The following is an 18,392-nucleotide window of genomic DNA, read 5'->3' as shown; positions in this document are numbered from 1 at the left end:
TCTATATTTTATGCTACATTTTCTGCAGCCTGCTTTTTATTTGCAGGCTTTCCTGCTTTTCTCTTATCATATGCTGCAAATAATCCTGCGAGAAGTGTTCCTGAAATAGAATGCCATGTACAGGATACAGCACAGATAATTGCGGATTCCGGTGCCACCGCAAACTGTGCCGTTGTGGTTGCAAGGTTGGTAGCAAGTCCGGCGTTCTGCATTCCAACTTCGATGGAGATTGTTCTCTTCTTTGCAGTATTCATACCAGTCAGTCTTCCTGCGCCGTATCCCAGCAGATATCCAAGTCCATTATGAAGAAATACTGCCACAAAAATTACAACTCCTGATTCAAAGAATTTGTCTCCCTGCGAAGAAACCACTCCGCCAACTACACATGCAAGTCCAAGTACTGCAACTCCAGGCATCACTTTCTGAAGCTCTGTAAATGTTTTTTTCTTTCCAAACAGATAATTCAGTAAAAATCCAAAAGCTACCGGAACAATAACGGTCTCAACAATAGATACAAACATCGGAAGTCCTTTAATCGTAATATGCGTTCCGCTTGCAAGAAGTGAAACCATAAGCGGTGTCATAACCGGTGAAATGATTGTGGATACCGTAGTCATTCCTACGGAAAATGCCACATCTCCGCCACACAGATAAGACATGATATTGGAGGATACACCACCCGGACAACAGCCTACAAGGATCAGACCAAGTGCAATTCCATCCGGAAGCTGAAGTACTTTCGTCAGTGCAAATGCAAGAAATGGCATGATCAGATACTGCGCGATTGCGCCGATACAGATATCAAAAGGTCTCTGTGCCAGAATCTTAAAATCTTCGGTTGTCAGTGTCAGTCCCATGCTGAACATGATGATTCCGATGATGATTGACTGACAGGTGAACTTGTTGGATACCGGATCAACGAACAATGGGTTATTTACCCATCCCATCATTGCCGGTACAAAGAATGTGACTACTGCAATAGCGATTACCACCAATGATGTATAGTCTGATAAAAATTTGCTTGCTTTTTGTAATGCTTTCATTACAGTTTCCTCCTTTTTCTTTTCGTCCACGCAAAACTGTTCTTCTAATCTTCCGATAACAAAATTCACAGGATTTTTTTGTATACACAGCAACAAAAAAGTCCCTTTCCAGAATCAATCTGAAAAGGGACGAATAAAATCCGCGTTACCACCCTAATTCCACAGATAATAATCTGCGGCACTTCACATACCAACATATGCTATCCATATAACGGTGGATCCCGGCAAAGTCTACTTGCAGATACTTTTTCTGCTTTGGACCCGCTTCTTAGAGAGGATATCCTTATCCGGTTATTACCTGTTCACACCATCCACAGGCTCTCTGAAAATAATGACGGATATGACTTTGTTCTCATCAACGAATTTTGGTGAACCATATTTTCTTTAACAGTTATTATAGTCTTCTCTTCGGAAATGTCAAGAACGAATTTTAATTAAATCCGACAATTCTTCTCGCCACAATGTACGCCAGAGACGAAATCTTTCTTCCTGATCTGCCCGGAAGATTCATGGTCTGTCCAAGGATTCCGTAACGGATCTTCCAATAAGTTCCGTAGTGATTCTTCTTCAGATACTGCCACAGCTCCCGTTTCTTTTCCAGATTCTCTGCATTTTTGGAACGAATCAGAAGAATCGAAGACACCGTCATCATAATTGCAAGATAATTAGTCATATAGGTCCGCAGTTTTTTATTAGAAATCTTGCGCATATCATACATATCAATCATACTCTTTGTGACAAAAATCTGCTGATCCACACGACTGATCATCACCTTTTCATTGACAGACTGATCTTCTCTTCCAATGTAATAACGATAAAAATCCACATCCATATAATACATCTTACGCACATGCGGAAGTGGATAGTAAACATAAATATTGTCCACATAAAATGTATGCTTCGGCAGCCTGAGCTGACATAATTTCAGGAAATCTGTCCGGTAAATAACAGAATGCATCAGAATATACTGTCCCAGATGGAAATGTTTCACATCATTCCAGCCAAAAATCTCTTCCTGTGGAAGCACATTCTTGTACTCAATCACTTTCTTGTGCTCCATTCCTTCTTTTTCGTATACATAATTGGCAAGCAGCATATCCACCTGCTTTTCTTCCTCTTCAAACTTTTTCAGAACATCCAGAATCTTGTACAGTGCTTCTTCATCTACCCAGTCATCACTGTCCACAACTTTAAAATATTTTCCCTCTGCGTGGTCAAGACCTGCATTGACCGCATCTCCGTGTCCACCATTTTCCTTATCAACTGCACGGACGATCGTTGGATACTTTTCTTCATACTCATGTGCAATCTTTGAAGTATCATCCTTTGATCCGTCATTAACTATGATGATCTCTACATCTTCTCCACCTTTTAAAATAGATTCCACTGCCCGGTCCATATAAGCTGCCGAGTTATAACACGGAATCGCAAACGATATATATTTCATGTGTATTCTCCTTCTCAATTTAAAGCTCACGTTCCTAGTATAGCCTAATTTTTTTTGTTTTCCAACTGATATTGTAAATTTCACATTTTTCGGCTATAGTTAAAGCTATATGATTACTATGAATAAAGAGGAGGATTTCAACTATGAATCACAATTTACTGGTCGGACAATCAGGTGGTCCTACTGCTGTAATCAACGGAAGTCTTTATGGTGTTGTCTCAGAAGGTCTGGCAAATCCGGAGATTGATAATGTCATCGGTATGATCAACGGTATCGAAGGTTTTCTTGCCAATCACACAATGGACATGGCACCTTTAAAAGAAAATGGCGAACTGGAACGTATCCGCACCACACCGGGTTCTTATCTTGGTTCCTGCCGTTATAAATTACCGGAAGATCTTTCTAATCCGGTTTATCCTGAACTTTTCCAGAAATTTACCGAAAAAGAAATCAGTTATTTCTTCTATATTGGCGGAAATGATTCTATGGATACCGTAAGTAAATTATCCCGCTACGCAGCAACAGTCGGAAGTGATATCCGCATCATCGGAGTTCCAAAAACCATCGACAACGATCTGGTTCTGACCGATCATACCCCGGGCTACGGAAGTGCTGCCAAATATGTTGCTTCTACAGTACGCGAAATTGCAATTGATGCCTCTGTCTATGATAATAAACCATCTGTCACCATCGTCGAGATCATGGGGCGCCATGCCGGCTGGCTGACCGCCGCAAGTGTTCTTGCCCGCAAATTTGAAGGCGATAATCCGGTTCTTATTTATCTTCCGGAAGTTGCTTTCTCCCCGGATGCATTTATCGAAAAGGTAAAAGAAAAGCTTACTAAAACTTCTAATCTCGTTGTCTGCATTTCCGAAGGAATCAACGATGGTAACGGAACCTTTGTCTGCGAGCTTGCAAGTGATGTCGGCACAGATACTTTCGGTCATAAAATGCTGACTGGCTCCGGAAAGTATCTTGAAAATCTCGTAAAAGAAAAGCTTGGTATCAAAGTACGCTCTGTGGAACTCAATGTCTGCCAGAGATGCTCTTCCTCCTGTTTATCTGCCACAGATCTGGACGAAGCCGCTGCTTCCGGCCGTTTTGCTGTAAGTGCCGCTTTAGATGGTGAAACAGGAAAGATGATCAGTTTTATCCGTAAGAGTGATGACCCATACATCCTTGAATTCGGAACTGCAGACGTGAACGAAATCTGTAATAAAGAAAAAGCTGTTCCTGAAGAATGGATCACAAAAGACGGTTCCGACATCGGAGATGAATTCATCGCTTATGCCCGCCCGCTGATCCAGGGAAGTGTAGAAGTACCTATGAAAGATGGGCTTCCATACTTCGCATTCCGCAAATAGTCTTGTTCACAATTTGTTCATTTATCTTTCAAAAAACCTTCATTTGTTAAACACTCTTTCTTCACAAGTGTTTTATATACTAGAATCATCAAATGAAGAACATAAAAGATAAAAGATTTCAAACAAATCATTTAATAAGACGTGCAGAAGTTAATAATAGAATAACTTTTTCATAATACATGCCGGGGGCTTTTAAGTCACCCGGCATCCTCCCTTTTATGGGACTTTTTCAAAAATTTCTTTCAGCGTTTTATTCTCCAACCCGGATATTTTCTCCATCGATCACAATTTTATATTTTCCCTGAAGCTGTTTAAACGCTTCTGATTCTGCAAGCTCAGGAACTGCCTGGATGGCCTTTTTTACTGCTTCTGCACATAATTCTCTTTCCATTTCCGGATTCTCACAATAACGCTCCAGATAGTTCATCCACAGCCTTTCTGAATCCGGTAATACTTCAACCGCCTCTCTGCTGATCTCCCACACTTTCTCATATTCCTGCGCTTCTTCATAAATCAACTGCAGCTTTTCATAAATCTCTTCTAATTCTTCTTCATTCGATTCTAATTTTCTGATCTGTTCATATTGTTCAGCTGCTTTTAAATTCTCACCAAGTTTAAAATAGCTTTCTGCAAGATATTTTCTGACCTCACACTCCTTTTCTCCATTTGTATCCCACCGGTACCACGCCTGTCTTCTAATCATCTCCTCACCAATTCTCTTTGTCAGCCTGTGCCATTTTTCACTCTCTTCCAGAACACTTACCTTCAATAGCGGGTATTGGTACAAATACACTTTCATCTGTATTTTTTCTGCACGTTTCTCCAATTCATCTAATATTTTTTTTACTGCATCTTCTGCGTTTAATCCATCCTCCTGCTGTATACTCCCTTCTTCCAGACTCGCTATGACTACCCGATATGCATCGGAAAACTCTGTCTCCTGCATTTCCTTATCGAGACTATCCAGGCTGTTCACATAATCTTCCCACGCTACATAATAAATAAGTCCCATTTCCAGATAAGGACTGTCCCCATTTTGTTCCACAACCTCTTTTGTCTCCTTTTTCTCCTTTACTCCTTCCTGAACTCCCGCCTCTGGCTGATCCTGATCCGCTGCAATCGCTTTTGTTTCCGGCTTTTTCACTGTCCCTCCGATGATTGCTGCACTCATGATACAAACCGCCAGAATTGCAAGCAAAATCTTTTTTGCCGAAACATTATCCCTCGGTCTTTCCATTTCCCTTTCCAGAAAACCAATTTCTTTTTGCATATTTTTCAATACTTTTATGGCATTTTTCCCACTGCTATAACACTTTCCAAGCATTCTTTTCCAGACTCGCTCTTCTTTCCGTGTAAATGCCTTTGGATCCAGACATTTTTCTGCTGTAAATTCCATTATCTTTGCCAAACCATACAGATCATCCGACCGTTCTGTCTTCTGCGAAAGAACCCTTTCTTTCCTTACAAAAAGCATACGAAGCTTTTTCTTCTTCATCTGCTTTAAAAGTTCCTCGTTTTCCGGTTCATTGATATCCAGAAGACAAAGCATTCCGTCTCCGGTTATGATCACTGCATATGGGTTCACATATCCATACGCCGCATCCTCATTTCCACAACGATAATACTGTTCCAGCTGTTTTGAAAGCTGTCTGATCCATTCAAATACTGTTTCTTTTTCCACCCGGATCCCCTGTTTGATATACTCCATCAAAGAACAGCCTTTTGCATAGTCATTTACCATATAACTCCAGCCATTCTGATCCACAAAACGGAGTACCGCATAGTCTCTTCTTTCTTCCATCCTGTTCCTCCCTGTGTCTGTTCATTCATATTAACTTGTCCTGAAAATGCCACATCGAATCATGTGTCTGATATCATATACTTTTCTTGTGATCTGTTTCAAAGCAGAGAATGTCACCCGGCGTATCTTCAGAGTATTTCATTATACCGGATGCAATTTCCTATAAAATAAAATTAGAATCGAATTAGAATGACTTCACTATACACTGACATCTGCCACTTTACAAGCAGAACTTTTTTCAATAATTCACAAACTTTTTGTTCCAAAATCAGTCACTGATCTTTTTATTTTCTATAATCTCCTGACAGTCACAGGGATTCCAGGGTTTGTGCATTCTGCCAGACTGGTTACTGTTCACAGTACCTGTGACCAGCAACCCAGACTGTACTTTTTCCCACTTGCTTTTCACTCCCGTATCGCTTATCCTTTTATTGAATATATTTATGAAAGAAGGCATACCTATGGCTGAATCTTCACATGTACTTCACGAAATCCATCCTGTATTTAACACCGACTCCCGCATTCTGATCCTTGGGAGCTTCCCTTCTGTAAAATCACGGGAAAGTCAGTTTTTCTATGGGCATCCAAGAAACCGTTTCTGGAATCTTATTGCCACACTTACAGATGAACCACTTCCTGTCGGCATAGAAGAAAAAAAATCACTGCTCCTTGCACACCACATTGCCGTCTGGGATGTGATCGCCTCTTGTGATATCGAAGGCTCTAGTGACAGCAGTATCCACAATGTCGTTCCCAATGACCTTTCAGAGATTCTTCAAACGGCATCCATCCGGCAGATTTTCACCAACGGTGGCACTGCATACCGCTTATATAAAAAATACTGTTTTCCACAAACTCAGCAAAAAGCAATCTGTCTGCCATCCACAAGTCCGGCAAATGCAGCCTGGTCAAAGAAACGCCTGCTTACCAAATGGAATCAGATCTGTCCTTATCTCGAATAAGAACCAGCAAACCGGCTTTCATCGCCCCGTTCAAAAATGAGGTCAAGATTTTTTGAACTTTTTTCATTTTAATACTTGACATATTATTTTTTCTGATGTATACTTGATTTTGTTGTTGAGCAACACAGTTCAACACACGATATAAATGTGCGTTTAGCTCAGCTGGATAGAGCGTTTGGCTACGGACCAAAAGGTCGGGGGTTCGAATCCTCTAACGCACGCTGTAAGAGGTCTTTCGTGAGAAAGACCTCTTTTTTATATTTGCCAAGCTGGGCACATATAAAAAGTGCCCAGATAATTTTCATACCAGGACACATTCATTTTATTTCTTTTCGCTTTTCCACTCTGCATTCTATCCAAGTGCCACATCCAGCGTCGTTCCAATAAAAGGGATCATGATCCCGGTAAATAAATTCATGCTTTAAACTGCTGCTCCTGCTTCCTGTGTTAAAATTTCTGTCAGAGCCGCACCACTGCTTGTATGGCTGCGAACCACCTTCGCATTGCTTCTTTTTGCCTCATCAAGCGCGGTTTTTACCATCTTGTGCGATACTGTATTTGTAAAAAGTACAAACAGGTCAGGCTGTCCAAGCTGCTTATTCAGATCGGCAGACATATGCGTAAATACTTTAGCTTTACATTTAAACTGTTTGCATATTTTTTTATACTGACAGACCATTCTGTCATGACCTCCTACAATTACAACGCTCATTCTTATCCATCTCCTTAATTCATTCTAATAACGATTGTGATTTTTTTGTATGCCGCCCCGCAGAAACGGAGCGGCTCTTTTTTGATGATTATTTAGCTTTTAATTTTTGATTTTTATTTGTTTTTGATTTGATTATAATTTTATTTGATTATTTAGCTTTTTCGGTTTTCTGTTTTATTTAAAAGGTATTCGTATTTCTTATAAGCCAGCCACCTCCCTGCCGAGTGACTCACACTCATCTATTGCATCTGCTCCCGGTGTTCCGTGGCAGATAAGTCCTTCTCCGCCGACGATCTGTGCGCCAGCCTGTTCCATTCTTTCAGCCCATATACGCATCCATTCGCCGTCTCCCCAGTCATAGGATCCAAACAGGGCAACCTTTTTTCCTGATGCAAATCCTTCCAGTTCAGATACAAACGGTTCTACCGTTCCGTCTTCCAGTTCTTCAGCTCCCATTGCAGGGCATCCAAGTACCCAGACAGCCTGATCTTTTAAATCAGCAGGCGAAATAGTTTCCATCGGTACTACATCAGCACTTTTCCCTGCTGCTGTAATTCCTGTTCCAATTGCCTGTGCCATTGCTTCTGTATTTCCTGTTCCGCTCCAGTATGCTACACAAATATCACTCATTTTTAAATTCTTCCTTTCTTTTTTCTTTCTATCATCTACCAGGTTTTATTCCTTTATGCAGGCTGTATGTCAAATGGCTGTCTCACGCTTCTTGCTGCATGCCACAGATCCTTCCCTGCCTGCATTTCCCTGATAAATTCCTCTTTTACAACGTTGTAGATAGAAAACATTTTTTTGCGTTCTTCTACGTTCTCATACACTTTCCAGTATCCCTGATAAAGGAAATCTTTTCCGTTGTGCTCAATAAACCCTTTCACATCTGCAAGTGGATATCCGAGGAAAATTCCAAGTTCATGTGGAAACTCTGCACTTCCATGCTGATATCCTTCAAATCTCAGATTCATGATCTGAAGCATCTGTGGAAACTCAAATCCCCGATAACCAAGTGTATCAAGAAATTCGCTGTATTCTTTTTTTCCAAGGATTTCAAGAATCTCTTCTTCTCTGTAGATCAGCCATACTTTTCGGACTCCGCTGTCGCAAAGCATGCTGTATGAAATTCCCATCTCTTTCAGACTTTCCGCAACTTCCTTTTCACTTACATTTTTCAAGGTCAGAATATTGGATGGCTTTACACCGGTCAATACCGGAGCACACTGCCATGCAATTTCCATCTGAGCAGATGTCTGTACATCTTTCTGCATCCAGTTCATGTTGTTTTCCTCTTGTATGAGTTTGTTTAAATTTATTTTAGTTAGCTTTTTCTAACTATTTATAGTCTACTATATTAGTGGGATTTTGTCTATAGGAATTTTTGAAAAGTTTTCTCATTAACCCGTAATTTATGTTTTTACAACATACATTCTATCTGCCCTGGAAATATATCTTACTGTAATTTTGTAATCATTTCTGCAAAAAAAAGTGTATCAAAGTTTTTCAACCTTGATACACTGTATTTTTACAATTAACAGTCTTCCGCAATCTTATCAATCAGTCTCACTGTATCTTCCCATCCAATACACGGATCCGTAATCGATTTACCGTATACCATATTTCCGCCGATATCCTGTCTTCCTTCTACCAAGTAGCTTTCTACCATTACACCTTTGATCAGTTTTTTCAGCTTTGAATCATAGTTTCTTGTGTGCAGTACCTCGCTTACGATTCTGAGCTGTTCTTTGTACTGCTTGTTAGAATTGGAATGATTGGCATCAATGATCGCTGCAGGATTCTTCAAATTCTTCTGCTCATACATATCCAGAAGTCTCTTGCAATCCTCATAATGGTAGTTTGGAATCGTTGTGCCATATTTATCCACGCCGCCCCGCAGGATCACATGTGCCAGATCATTCCCACCTGTCGTCACATCTTGCCCACGATAAATGAAGCGGTGCGGTCCCTGTGCTGCAACAACAGAATTGAGCATTACCGATAAATCTCCACTTGTCGGATTCTTCATCCCAATCGGGATATCCATTCCGCTCGCAGTCAAACGGTGCTGCTGGTTCTCAACCGAACGCGCACCAATCGCTTCATAAGAAAGAATATCATCCAGATAACTTCTGTTCTCCGGATAAAGCATCTCATCTGCTGCTGTCAGATAAGTCTCCTGCATGGCTCTGATATGCATTTTACGGATTGCAATGATTCCGGCAAGCAGATCCGGTGCCTGCTCCGGATCCGGCTGATGCAGCATTCCCTTGTATCCCTCTCCGGTTGTACGTGGCTTGTTCGTGTAGATTCTTGGAATGATCATCAGCTTATCCGATACTCTGTCATTTAACTTTGCAAGCCTGTTCACATACTCACATACCGAATCTTCATTGTCCGCCGAACATGGTCCGATGATCACCACGAATTTGTCTGATTTCCCTGTAAAAATATCACGGATCTCCTCATCCCGCTTCGCCTTGATAGCTTTTAATTTATCCGATAACGGATATTCGTTTTTCAGATCTGCCGGTAATGGCAGCTCTGCGTTCACTCTCATTCCCATTGTATTATCCTCCTGCATGTATTTTTCTAGTCCTGATAATATCTTACCATATCTCTTGTAATTTCTGAAACAGAATGTGCACCGCACATCTGCATGGCATCTTTGAGTTCTGCTCCCAGCTTATCAATGTAAAGCTTCACACCTTCTTCTCCACCGCCATAGACCGCTACAACGAACGGCCGGCAGATCAGTACACCGTCAGCACCAAGTGCAAGTGCCTTAAAAATGTCTGTACCGGAGCGAATCCCTCCGTCAACCAGAATCTTCATAGAACCGTTCACTTCTTTTACAATCTCTTCCAGCACTTCTGCAGTTGCCGGACACTGATCCAGCACTCTTCCTCCGTGATTAGATACGATGATCGCATCGGCACCTGCTTCTTTTGCTTTTCTCGCGCCTTTCGCTGTCATCACGCCTTTGACAATAAATGGTCTTCCAGCCATCTTCACAATCTCGGAAAGCTCCTGTACATTCTTGCTTCCTGCCGGCGGATTCATATTTTTCAGAAACGGAAGTCCTGCCGCATCAATATCCATCGCTACCGCAAATGCTCCTGACTTCTTCACCAGTTCCATCTTCTCCCGGACAGTATCCAGATTCCAAGGCTTTACTGTAGGTATCCCGCATCCATCATTTTCACGGATTGCCTCCGTTGCAGCCTCCATTACCTTTGCATTCACTCCATCTCCGGTAAATGCGGCGATTCCGGCATCTGCACAGGCTGATACCAGTACATTATTATAAGAAACATCATCATACTTGTCACTGTAGTGCAGATTCACGGCTCCAACCGGTCCTGCAAAGAACGGCATCTTAAATTCCTTTCCAAATAAATTCACAGAAGTGTCTGTCTCTCCGCCATCACAGATCGTATCCATGTTCACGCGGATCTCCTGCCACTTTTTATAATTTCTGATCGCAGTATCACCAACACCTTTTGCGCCCGGTCCCGGTATCTGGTTTTTACATGCTCTTCCATCACAAACCGGACAGGCTTTGCAGTAAAGCCCCATAGATAATTTTGCGTTTTCCATCATTTCCTGATATGTCATATCATTCCCTGCTTTCTTTTGTTTTCCTGTATCTGACAGCTTCGACTTTCTGCCACGTTACTTAGTCAGTATGATATCACTTTTCTGTCTGTTCGACAAGAATACCTCCTTGTTTTTGACAGGATTTTCCCCTATAATAAAAACAGAACACTTGAATCATAAAGGAGACTTAACTTAGAATGAAATGCCCTGTATGCGGTCACAAAGTCCGCCCCAGCAAAAAATGTCCCGGCAAATATCTCTGTGATACCTGCCGTAAAAGATTTCCGGCATCCGCTGTGATTCCGGATGATACAGATACCCGAAGTGCCAGATCTTCTGCCCATAAGCATGGATCTGTTTCCAGAAAAAAGCGCCCGGCTGCCAGACAGCAGGCTTTTTTCGACGATCCCCTGAACGGACCGGAGACCTACCACAGCACAGCTGCTGCCATGCGCAGCATGCGTAAAAATGTTCCGGAAGCAGAAGAAGCAGAAGCTCAGAAGAAAGCCACTGAAAAAAAAGAGACTGAAAAAGTTTCTACAGACAAACCCTTTTCCGGAAATGAATCCTCCGTACAGGAGCATGCTCCAGTTCCAGAACCAGTTATCAGCTCCGGTCAGGAAGATGAACCTGCTGCCAAACCAACGCCAGTTTCCAAAAACGATACTGCAGGCACAAAGTCCGATGTATCTTCTGATGATGTAACTTCACCAGACCAGCTAACAACCCCCAAAAAGAAACACAAAAAAAGTCTGCCGTTTATCATCTTGATTCTCATCCTGATCATTATTGCGGTTATATTCCTTTTTTCCAAAATGCACACTTCTTCTGACAATTCTTCCGGCACTTCAACACCGAAGAAGACAGCTGATGCCACCAAAGAGATCTATAAGCAAAATGAGACCGCCGCATACAATGGCATTGAGATCACGATGGACAGCTACGTAGAATCCGAAGGAGATGACTGGTCTGTCCCGACAGAAGGCAATGAATTTATGTTTGTCCACATGACAATTGTCAATCAGACATCTGATGATCTGGTCATCAGCAGTATGGCAAGCTTTGAAAATTATTGTGACGATACCAAACTTGACTACAGTGCAGCTGCATTTACTGCTCTTGCAACCACAAGCGACCAGCCAAAGCTCGATGGAACGATCGCTCCCGGCGAAACCCTGGAAGGATATCTTTCTCTGGAAGTCCCACTGAACTGGTCTACCATCGAAATCCGATATACCGATAAGATCTGGTCTGATGATGCCGTTCATTTTCAGATCAAGCGCCAGAAGTAAACTACTACCTGCAGATACATGGATGGCAAAAGCAAGCTTCTTCGGAATTCTCTGTCAAATAAAAAAGGATGCAGCTCTAAGACTGTATCCTTTTTTATTTCAGAATCTTAAAGATTCACTCCGCGCATTTTTTCTTTCTTACTGCCCCTGCGATCACAATCAGAACGCCAAGACCTGTCAGTATCTTTCCTGCTGTCACTCCAGGCGCATGATATAAAATTCTGATTTTATGTTTTCCTGCTTCCAGATGAAATCCCAGAAACGCTTTATTCACTTTTTCACATTTCACCTTTACGCCATCTATCGTCATTTCAAACCCTTTATCAAACGGAATGGACGTAATGAACATTCCATCCTTCTGACTTTTGATTCTCCCCTGGATCAGATTCCCTTTCGTCTGCTCTTTATCCACCCTGAATACACTCTGATAAAGGCCGGTATCTTCATTTAATACGCCGTTATATGCACTCATATCTTTAATCGTATACTCTCCTTTTCCAAGAGATAAACAGACCGTTTTCTGCCCCTTTTCCAGTCCTACTGCATAGGTAAATACGGTATTTCTGTTATAATACACATGCTGGATTGACGAAAGTTTATTGCGCTCTCCTTCCAGGGATATTTCGATATCCTCTTTCGGTTTTTTATTTTCGATTCGAAACTGTACAAACAGAACTCCATCTTTCTCTTCCTGTTCCGGGACAGCCACTTCGAACTCCTGTTGCTTTTTCATTTTCACCTGATATCCGTTTTCAGTCGGGACAACCAGTGAAATCCCGTTATTCTTTTCCGGAATCCGAAAATCACATTTCTCTATGTCTTCTGCCAGTTTTTCTTTCACCTGTCCTGCCGATACAGTTCCGTCCTTTGTCACAGCATATCTGGTAAATACCAGCTGATTATATGGGAAATCCAGTCTGTCATATTCCGCTTCCGACATCGTCTGATCCGTCTCATAGGCAATCGGTGCTGCATTTTCATTACAGTACACATCCCCTCCCCCGGTCATCCACTTTTTCTCATATCCCGGTATATTCTGACTGGAGATCAGATATTTCACTCCCATCAGCTGTCTGAATACCGGATTCTGCGAAACCGACTGCATCAGAAAATTTCGGTACGGCTGCTCTACCTGAAAATCATTTTTACGGAAATTCTGGTAATCAGCATTATAGGAAGACGAATACAGGGATGTAATATATTGCTCACTGTTCCACACACGATTCAGATTTTCCGCATTTTCCTCTTCATTTCCAACCTGCTCGACCCGGTAGAATCCACTATCTGATGTAATTGCCTTGTCCACAGCTTTCCCGATGGACCGGCTGGTATCTTCCTCATATGCTTTCCTGCTCTCCAGATTTCCACTCTTTTCCCAGGAATAGCTTCCGGTAACAATAAGGCTCAGGATCACCGGTCCCAGAACGGCTACTGTCAGATACTTCCGAATCCATGCACTATACGCTTGTGCCACGCAGATCAACAGTGTTATGACCGCATCCAGCAAAAGTAGTTTCCAAAGGACTTCGCTTTTCACATCATCCTTCTTCAGATAAATATATATGATAATTGCCAGACATGGAAGAAGCATCCAGATTCTCGCTATTTTCTGATTTTTCAGCTTCTCCAGATATTTTGCCGTAAGATAGCACAGAAGCGGCAAAAACGGGATCAGCGACTTCGGTCTGATATAAAGTGCACCATTGAGCAGATACGAAAAAAACGGAACTGTCAGTACCACCAGACAACCAAGCGACAGGATCTTCTCATAAGCCTTTTTATAAAAAAGTCCGGTCAGCAAAATAATCAGCATCAGACAGCTAAGTCCCGGTCCATATGCCCCATACAGAAATTTTTCCAAATTGATCTGCGGTGTCAGAAGCTGCCAGATATCTGTTTTTTCTCCCTTGCTTCCGCTTCTCCCGAGAAGAGCCATCGCAGTCGGCACAAGAAGAACTCCTGCAAGCATGATTGCCGTCAGAATCCTTCCTGCAAACCGCAGTCCGTCACCTAGAAATCCTTTTACCGTAATCATCTCTTCTGCCCGCTCTTTTGTCCTTGCATACCGGTAAATTCCATATAGACCAAGCGCCAGTATTCCACCGATGCTGAAATAAAAGCTTGTCATAATCATCAGAAAGGTTCCGCCGATCAGCAGATCGGATTTTTTCTGTTCAAAATATCGGTCGATTCCCAAAAATGTCAGACAAAGAAATGGCATATAATTTACAAACATAATCTGATGCGACGACTGATAGATCATAGGTCCTGCGAAAAGAAACATCAGCGCTGTCATCCCGCTTACCGCTGCTGTAAATTCCCGGCTTTTCAGCCACCGGTACAAAATTATAACCGCTGCTGCCAGACATACAATACTTGCCACCATCATATAATCTGACATCTTCACATTCGGCAGAAGATAACCGATCAAAACGACCGGACTAAACAATCCATAATAAGAAAAATTGTAAATATTCTGACCACCGCCAATATTTAATGCAAACTCAGGAAAAAACTGCCCTGTACGATAAAACTGCTGCCGGAAATATTCCGGGAACACACTGTGCTGACTGCTCCAGTCCACCTTTGCCCCGAAAATATTTCCTGCGCCTGTAGAGTACAGACAGGCGGCAACCGTAAGCAGGATCAGTGCCATTTCCCATAGCAGACCTTTTCTACGTTCTTTCATGCTTCTGCTCCTTATCATCGCTGGAATCCTTTAAAATAAAAATCGGACGTTTCTTCGTCTCAAGATAAGTCTTTGACAGATACTCCCCTACAATTCCGGTACAGAGAAGCTGTACTCCGCTGACCATGAAAATAATACAGGCAAGTGACGGCCAGCCGGATACCGGATCTCCCCAGACCAGCGTCCTTATTACGATTACTGCGATCATAATAAAGGAAAGCACGCAGAACAGTACACCCACTACCGAAGCCAGTGAGAGCGGTGCCACTGAAAATCCAGTAATTCCCTCCACCGAATATTTAAACAGCTTCCACATGGACCACTTGGTTTTTCCGGCAGAGCGCTCAATATTATCGTACTGCAGCCATTTTGTACGGAATCCAACCCAGCCGAAGATTCCCTTTGAAAAACGGTTATACTCGCTCATTTCCAGAACTGCCTGCACCATCTTCCGCTTCATCAGCCGGTAATCTCTCGCTCCATCTACAATCTCTGTCTTTGAAATAGCATTGACAAATTTGTAAAAGCTTTCTGACAGGAAAGAACGGATACGTGGCTCTCCGGTTCTTGTGACCCTTTTTGTCGCTACATTGTCGTATCCATCCTCCTGCAGGATCTCATACATCTCAGGTAATAGCGTCGGTGGATCCTGAAGATCTACATCCATAAGTGCAACATAATCGCCTTCCGATGCTTTCAGTCCTGCATAAATCGCAGCTTCCTTTCCAAAGTTTCTGGAAAATGAAAGATATCTGCACCTGCTATCCTTTTCATTCAGGTCTTTCATGATACCAAGCGTCGCATCTGATGAACCATCATCTACAAAAATCAGTTCAAATACAACATCCTTCATCTCGTCCATTACACGGCACATTTCTTTATAATAAACAGGCAATGCCTCTTCTTCGTTATAACATGGTACTACTACCGAAATCTTATCCATATTCTTCACCTCGGAAGTAGAGTTTACTCTCTTTTTATTAAATATGCACATCCATTTTCCTTAATATTTTCTGAAAAATTTCTAAACAGAAAATTACACTTTGAAAAAAGTGTGCTCCGGCACTTTCCAGTCCCAGGGCACACACATTTTCCATACCTTTATTCAACAATTGTATACTGAAGTAATTCATAATGAAGGCGGCTTCCTTCCCGGATCTCTTCCGGAAGAAGTGCTCTTGCTACCATCTTTGCCTCTTCCTCTGGCAGATTGGTCCGCTTCAGCATCGCATAATCTCCATCGATTCTCTCTACAATATAATCACAAACCAGCATCTTGTTCCTCCTCTTTTTTCTTCTATCTTAGCTCGCCACCGCTCTTTTTTCAACTACAAGCTCAGGAGTTACATTCTGATGCCGGTAAATACTCAGCAAAATTCCCATCAATACTGCTGAAACCATCTGGCCACTTCGTCCATATCCGAAGAACAGACACCAGGCTCCCTGACCGAACCTGGATACCCCAATGTTCGCCAGCAGTGATAACAGAAACTGAATTGCCAGAACCATCACACAGCCAAATCCCATCATCATACCAAGCTGGTTCTTCTGCTTCAGCGCGCTTCTTAAAAACCAGCACAGCAAACCGGCAATTATTGCAATACAAAGAACCATCACAAGAATTCCACAATACCCCGCAATTCCAAGCATCATATAATCCGCGGAACTGATACGGTCCCCAGTCCAAAAGTCCTCTACTCCGGTGGCGCGTCCAACTGCCATACATTTCGACAGCAGTTCCCGTACTGCCCCAAGCGTTGTCCCTTTCATCATTTGTGACTTATTCACTGCAAACATCGCCAGGATACGGCTTTTCTGATATTCTGCACCAAAGAAGAAAAAATATGCCAGTATGCCAACCGGAACTCCAACAACACTGATACCTATTCCGGTCATCACCTTTGTAACCGCAACCTGATACCATCCCTTTTCCAGTGCCAGCATCAGCATAAAGACACAGGAAAGTCCAACCGTCCCTGCCATCACAAGATCCGGACAGGTGATCAGAATCCCTGCGATAAGCAGCATCCAGACTATGGCTTTAAGAACAGCACCATATCCTTCTCCCCGGTACCGATACAACACTGCACCATACAATGGAAGAAACAGCCAGCTCATCAGCGAAAGACTTACACTGAAACCGCCGACTCCAATCCATCTTACTGCACCGTTAATCTGAAGGGTAAAAAAATGTCTCATCAGAACCATAAACAACAGATAACTGCCTGCCAAAAGCCTTGCGTGCTTCCCGATCCAGCTGTAATCCATATAACACACCAGGATCATAACCGAAAATGCCATCGCAAGCCGGAATATCTGCCGGATTCCTGCGATATATCCATAACTTTCATTCTGTTTCAAAAAGAAAGCTGCAAACATTCCACTTAAAATCTGCATCAGAGCGATTACAAAAATTACTTTCCATGGCATCTTCGGTCTGTGGATCTGATCCATCTCCACTCCGACTTCCACCGGATCACCCATCTCCTCCACAGCTGCCTTCTCAGCTTCTTCTTCCTTCATCCCTTCTGCCATAAAAGCCTGCTTTTGATCTTCAATATGATCTTCTACTTCCTTTGCAATAACCGGACACATTTTCTTGCAGCGGATCTGACCGGTCATCAATTCCAGATAATCACGCCGTTCCAAAACACACACCTCCGATCACCTGTAAAATAGCTTCCGAATACTCTTTCCACTCTTTCTTTTTTGCCTGATACTGCTTTTTCCCATCTCTGGTAATCCGGTAATACTTCCTCATCTTTCCACCGGCCTCCTGCTCATATACGGTAAGCCATCCCTTTTCTTCCATAGAATGCAGTAGCGGATATAAGGTTCCCGCTTTTAGTTCAAATACATTGTTTGACTTTCCTTTCAACGTATCGATCATCTCATATCCATACATATCCTTCTCTTCCAGAAGGCTTAAGATCAAAAGAGTCGTACTCCCTGATATCAGACTTTTATCAACTGCCATTTCTTTCTCCCTCCTTATATCGATTATCTATATACTTTGTACCTTCATATTATATCGGTAATCTATATACGTCAACTGTTTTGCTGAAATTTATCTCTTCTTCAGAAGTTTTTAAGATATTTCAGGATTTCTTTATCTGCCCGTCACATTCTTTCCATAATTTCCCGTTATACTAAATGCATAAAGTTAAGGGACGCCGGTAATCCTATATGATATAAACTCTGTAAGATTATCAGGATGTCCGCCTAAAAAATCAGGCATATGTCTTTGACCTATACCTTTTATATATATCTTCTCTCTACTCTGCCGATACAGTTTTGTATCGGCTCTTTTTTTCATCTTATGAATTTTCAGCTTTCCGACACAGATATTCCTCATTTTCTCCTTAAGCTAAAAATTTAGCCGAAAAATTTTATTTTTTTCAAAAAAACACTTGTCAAAATCATATAGTTATGCTATTATAATTTTCGGTCACTGTTATAAAACAGTTCACCAAAATAGTTTT

The 18,392-nt window shown here is 42.1% G+C and carries 16 protein-coding genes, 1 tRNA gene and 1 other annotated feature; of the genes, 4 read left to right on the top strand and 13 right to left on the bottom strand.

Features of this window, described 5'->3' with window-relative positions; all coding sequences use genetic code 11:
- Nucleotides 1-8: 8 nt before the first annotated feature.
- Entirely contained in the window at nucleotides 9-1,043 is a 1,035-nt protein-coding gene (locus PGZ10_RS14195) for a bile acid:sodium symporter family protein (protein ID WP_008369831.1), read from the bottom strand.
- Between the two features lie 122 nt (nucleotides 1,044-1,165).
- Nucleotides 1,166-1,411: a binding site (T-box leader), on the bottom strand.
- Between the two features lie 62 nt (nucleotides 1,412-1,473).
- Complete coding sequence (locus PGZ10_RS14190) at nucleotides 1,474-2,490, bottom strand: glycosyltransferase family 2 protein (RefSeq protein WP_022220025.1); 1,017 nt, start codon at nucleotides 2,488-2,490, stop codon at nucleotides 1,474-1,476.
- A 143-nt stretch (nucleotides 2,491-2,633) separates the two neighbouring features.
- Here PGZ10_RS14190 and PGZ10_RS14185 point away from each other — a divergent pair, with 143 nt between their 5' ends.
- On the top strand, nucleotides 2,634-3,854 hold the full coding sequence (locus PGZ10_RS14185) for a 6-phosphofructokinase (protein WP_270541686.1): 1,221 nt from the start codon (nucleotides 2,634-2,636) through the stop codon (nucleotides 3,852-3,854).
- A 250-nt stretch (nucleotides 3,855-4,104) separates the two neighbouring features.
- Here PGZ10_RS14185 and PGZ10_RS14180 read toward each other — a convergent pair whose 3' ends face one another.
- A complete protein-coding gene (locus tag PGZ10_RS14180) occupies nucleotides 4,105-5,655 on the bottom strand; it encodes a hypothetical protein (protein ID WP_117834694.1) in 1,551 nt (516 codons plus the stop codon).
- A gap of 461 nt (nucleotides 5,656-6,116) precedes the next feature.
- Between PGZ10_RS14180 and PGZ10_RS14175 the strand changes: the two genes are divergently transcribed.
- Nucleotides 6,117-6,617, top strand: coding sequence for a DNA-deoxyinosine glycosylase (locus PGZ10_RS14175; protein ID WP_270541685.1), 501 nt, complete (start codon nucleotides 6,117-6,119; stop codon nucleotides 6,615-6,617).
- A gap of 147 nt (nucleotides 6,618-6,764) precedes the next feature.
- A tRNA-Arg gene (locus PGZ10_RS14170) sits at nucleotides 6,765-6,838 on the top strand.
- A gap of 200 nt (nucleotides 6,839-7,038) precedes the next feature.
- Here the strand turns inward: PGZ10_RS14170 and PGZ10_RS14165 are convergent.
- The 5 genes from PGZ10_RS14165 to PGZ10_RS14145 all read right to left on the bottom strand — a co-directional run bounded on the left by PGZ10_RS14165 (nucleotide 7,039) and on the right by PGZ10_RS14145 (nucleotide 10,947).
- A complete protein-coding gene (locus PGZ10_RS14165) occupies nucleotides 7,039-7,329 on the bottom strand; it encodes a DUF2325 domain-containing protein (protein ID WP_008369822.1) in 291 nt (96 codons plus the stop codon).
- A 198-nt stretch (nucleotides 7,330-7,527) separates the two neighbouring features.
- Nucleotides 7,528-7,959, bottom strand: a complete 432-nt coding sequence (locus PGZ10_RS14160; RefSeq protein ID WP_270541684.1) for a flavodoxin — start codon at nucleotides 7,957-7,959, stop codon at nucleotides 7,528-7,530.
- A gap of 53 nt (nucleotides 7,960-8,012) precedes the next feature.
- On the bottom strand, nucleotides 8,013-8,612 hold the full coding sequence (locus tag PGZ10_RS14155; RefSeq protein ID WP_055247610.1) for a DUF3793 family protein: 600 nt from the start codon (nucleotides 8,610-8,612) through the stop codon (nucleotides 8,013-8,015).
- Between the two features lie 251 nt (nucleotides 8,613-8,863).
- Nucleotides 8,864-9,895, bottom strand: coding sequence for a 3-deoxy-7-phosphoheptulonate synthase (locus tag PGZ10_RS14150; RefSeq protein WP_055156021.1), 1,032 nt, complete (start codon nucleotides 9,893-9,895; stop codon nucleotides 8,864-8,866).
- 26 nt (nucleotides 9,896-9,921) lie between these two features.
- Nucleotides 9,922-10,947, bottom strand: coding sequence for an alpha-hydroxy-acid oxidizing protein (locus tag PGZ10_RS14145; RefSeq protein WP_173690604.1), 1,026 nt, complete (start codon nucleotides 10,945-10,947; stop codon nucleotides 9,922-9,924).
- Nucleotides 10,948-11,126: 179 nt separating this feature from the next.
- Here PGZ10_RS14145 and PGZ10_RS14140 point away from each other — a divergent pair, with 179 nt between their 5' ends.
- A complete protein-coding gene (locus tag PGZ10_RS14140) occupies nucleotides 11,127-12,221 on the top strand; it encodes a DUF4352 domain-containing protein (RefSeq protein WP_270541683.1) in 1,095 nt (364 codons plus the stop codon).
- A gap of 115 nt (nucleotides 12,222-12,336) precedes the next feature.
- On the opposite strand, the gene PGZ10_RS14135 is transcribed toward PGZ10_RS14140, so the two are convergent.
- The 5 genes from PGZ10_RS14135 to PGZ10_RS14115 all read right to left on the bottom strand — a co-directional run bounded on the left by PGZ10_RS14135 (nucleotide 12,337) and on the right by PGZ10_RS14115 (nucleotide 17,887).
- Complete coding sequence (locus tag PGZ10_RS14135) at nucleotides 12,337-14,910, bottom strand: YfhO family protein (protein WP_270541682.1); 2,574 nt, start codon at nucleotides 14,908-14,910, stop codon at nucleotides 12,337-12,339.
- A complete protein-coding gene (locus tag PGZ10_RS14130) occupies nucleotides 14,897-15,853 on the bottom strand; it encodes a glycosyltransferase family 2 protein (RefSeq protein WP_118218556.1) in 957 nt (318 codons plus the stop codon). The genes PGZ10_RS14135 and PGZ10_RS14130 overlap by 14 nt, the downstream gene beginning before the upstream one ends.
- A 158-nt stretch (nucleotides 15,854-16,011) precedes the next feature.
- Nucleotides 16,012-16,185, bottom strand: coding sequence for a hypothetical protein (locus PGZ10_RS14125; protein WP_055247602.1), 174 nt, complete (start codon nucleotides 16,183-16,185; stop codon nucleotides 16,012-16,014).
- 27 nt (nucleotides 16,186-16,212) lie between these two features.
- On the bottom strand, nucleotides 16,213-17,559 hold the full coding sequence (locus PGZ10_RS14120; RefSeq protein WP_270541680.1) for an FtsW/RodA/SpoVE family cell cycle protein: 1,347 nt from the start codon (nucleotides 17,557-17,559) through the stop codon (nucleotides 16,213-16,215).
- Nucleotides 17,546-17,887 (bottom strand): PadR family transcriptional regulator, encoded by a 342-nt coding sequence (locus PGZ10_RS14115; RefSeq protein ID WP_008373042.1) that lies wholly within the window; start codon nucleotides 17,885-17,887, stop codon nucleotides 17,546-17,548. Before PGZ10_RS14115 ends, PGZ10_RS14120 begins: the two co-directional genes overlap by 14 nt.
- Nucleotides 17,888-18,392 lie beyond the last annotated feature (505 nt).

The organism is Coprococcus sp. AF102-57 (assembly GCF_027686195.1).
Lineage (GTDB): Bacteria > Bacillota > Clostridia > Lachnospirales > Lachnospiraceae > Allocoprococcus > Allocoprococcus comes.
The sequence above is the reverse complement of the archived record's forward strand: the minus strand, read 5'-3'. Positions and strand labels throughout refer to the sequence as shown.

Bases quoted from the DNA above. Each gene is read 5' to 3' on its own strand.
- PGZ10_RS14165 (WP_008369822.1), bottom strand. From the start codon at position 7,329: ATGAGCGTTGTAATTGTAGGAGGTCATGACAGAATGGTCTGTCAGTAT.
- PGZ10_RS14185 (WP_270541686.1), top strand. From the start codon at position 2,634: ATGAATCACAATTTACTGGTCGGACAATCAGGTGGTCCTACTGCTGTA.
- PGZ10_RS14195 (WP_008369831.1), bottom strand. From the start codon at position 1,043: ATGAAAGCATTACAAAAAGCAAGCAAATTTTTATCAGACTATACATCA.
- PGZ10_RS14140 (WP_270541683.1), top strand. From the start codon at position 11,127: ATGAAATGCCCTGTATGCGGTCACAAAGTCCGCCCCAGCAAAAAATGT.
- PGZ10_RS14190 (WP_022220025.1), bottom strand. From the start codon at position 2,490: ATGAAATATATATCGTTTGCGATTCCGTGTTATAACTCGGCAGCTTAT.
- PGZ10_RS14145 (WP_173690604.1), bottom strand. From the start codon at position 10,947: ATGACATATCAGGAAATGATGGAAAACGCAAAATTATCTATGGGGCTT.
- PGZ10_RS14115 (WP_008373042.1), bottom strand. From the start codon at position 17,887: ATGGCAGTTGATAAAAGTCTGATATCAGGGAGTACGACTCTTTTGATC.
- PGZ10_RS14130 (WP_118218556.1), bottom strand. From the start codon at position 15,853: ATGGATAAGATTTCGGTAGTAGTACCATGTTATAACGAAGAAGAGGCA.
- PGZ10_RS14180 (WP_117834694.1), bottom strand. From the start codon at position 5,655: ATGGAAGAAAGAAGAGACTATGCGGTACTCCGTTTTGTGGATCAGAAT.
- PGZ10_RS14155 (WP_055247610.1), bottom strand. From the start codon at position 8,612: ATGAACTGGATGCAGAAAGATGTACAGACATCTGCTCAGATGGAAATT.
- PGZ10_RS14135 (WP_270541682.1), bottom strand. From the start codon at position 14,910: ATGAAAGAACGTAGAAAAGGTCTGCTATGGGAAATGGCACTGATCCTG.
- PGZ10_RS14125 (WP_055247602.1), bottom strand. From the start codon at position 16,185: ATGCTGGTTTGTGATTATATTGTAGAGAGAATCGATGGAGATTATGCG.
- PGZ10_RS14150 (WP_055156021.1), bottom strand. From the start codon at position 9,895: ATGGGAATGAGAGTGAACGCAGAGCTGCCATTACCGGCAGATCTGAAA.
- PGZ10_RS14175 (WP_270541685.1), top strand. From the start codon at position 6,117: ATGGCTGAATCTTCACATGTACTTCACGAAATCCATCCTGTATTTAAC.
- PGZ10_RS14160 (WP_270541684.1), bottom strand. From the start codon at position 7,959: ATGAGTGATATTTGTGTAGCATACTGGAGCGGAACAGGAAATACAGAA.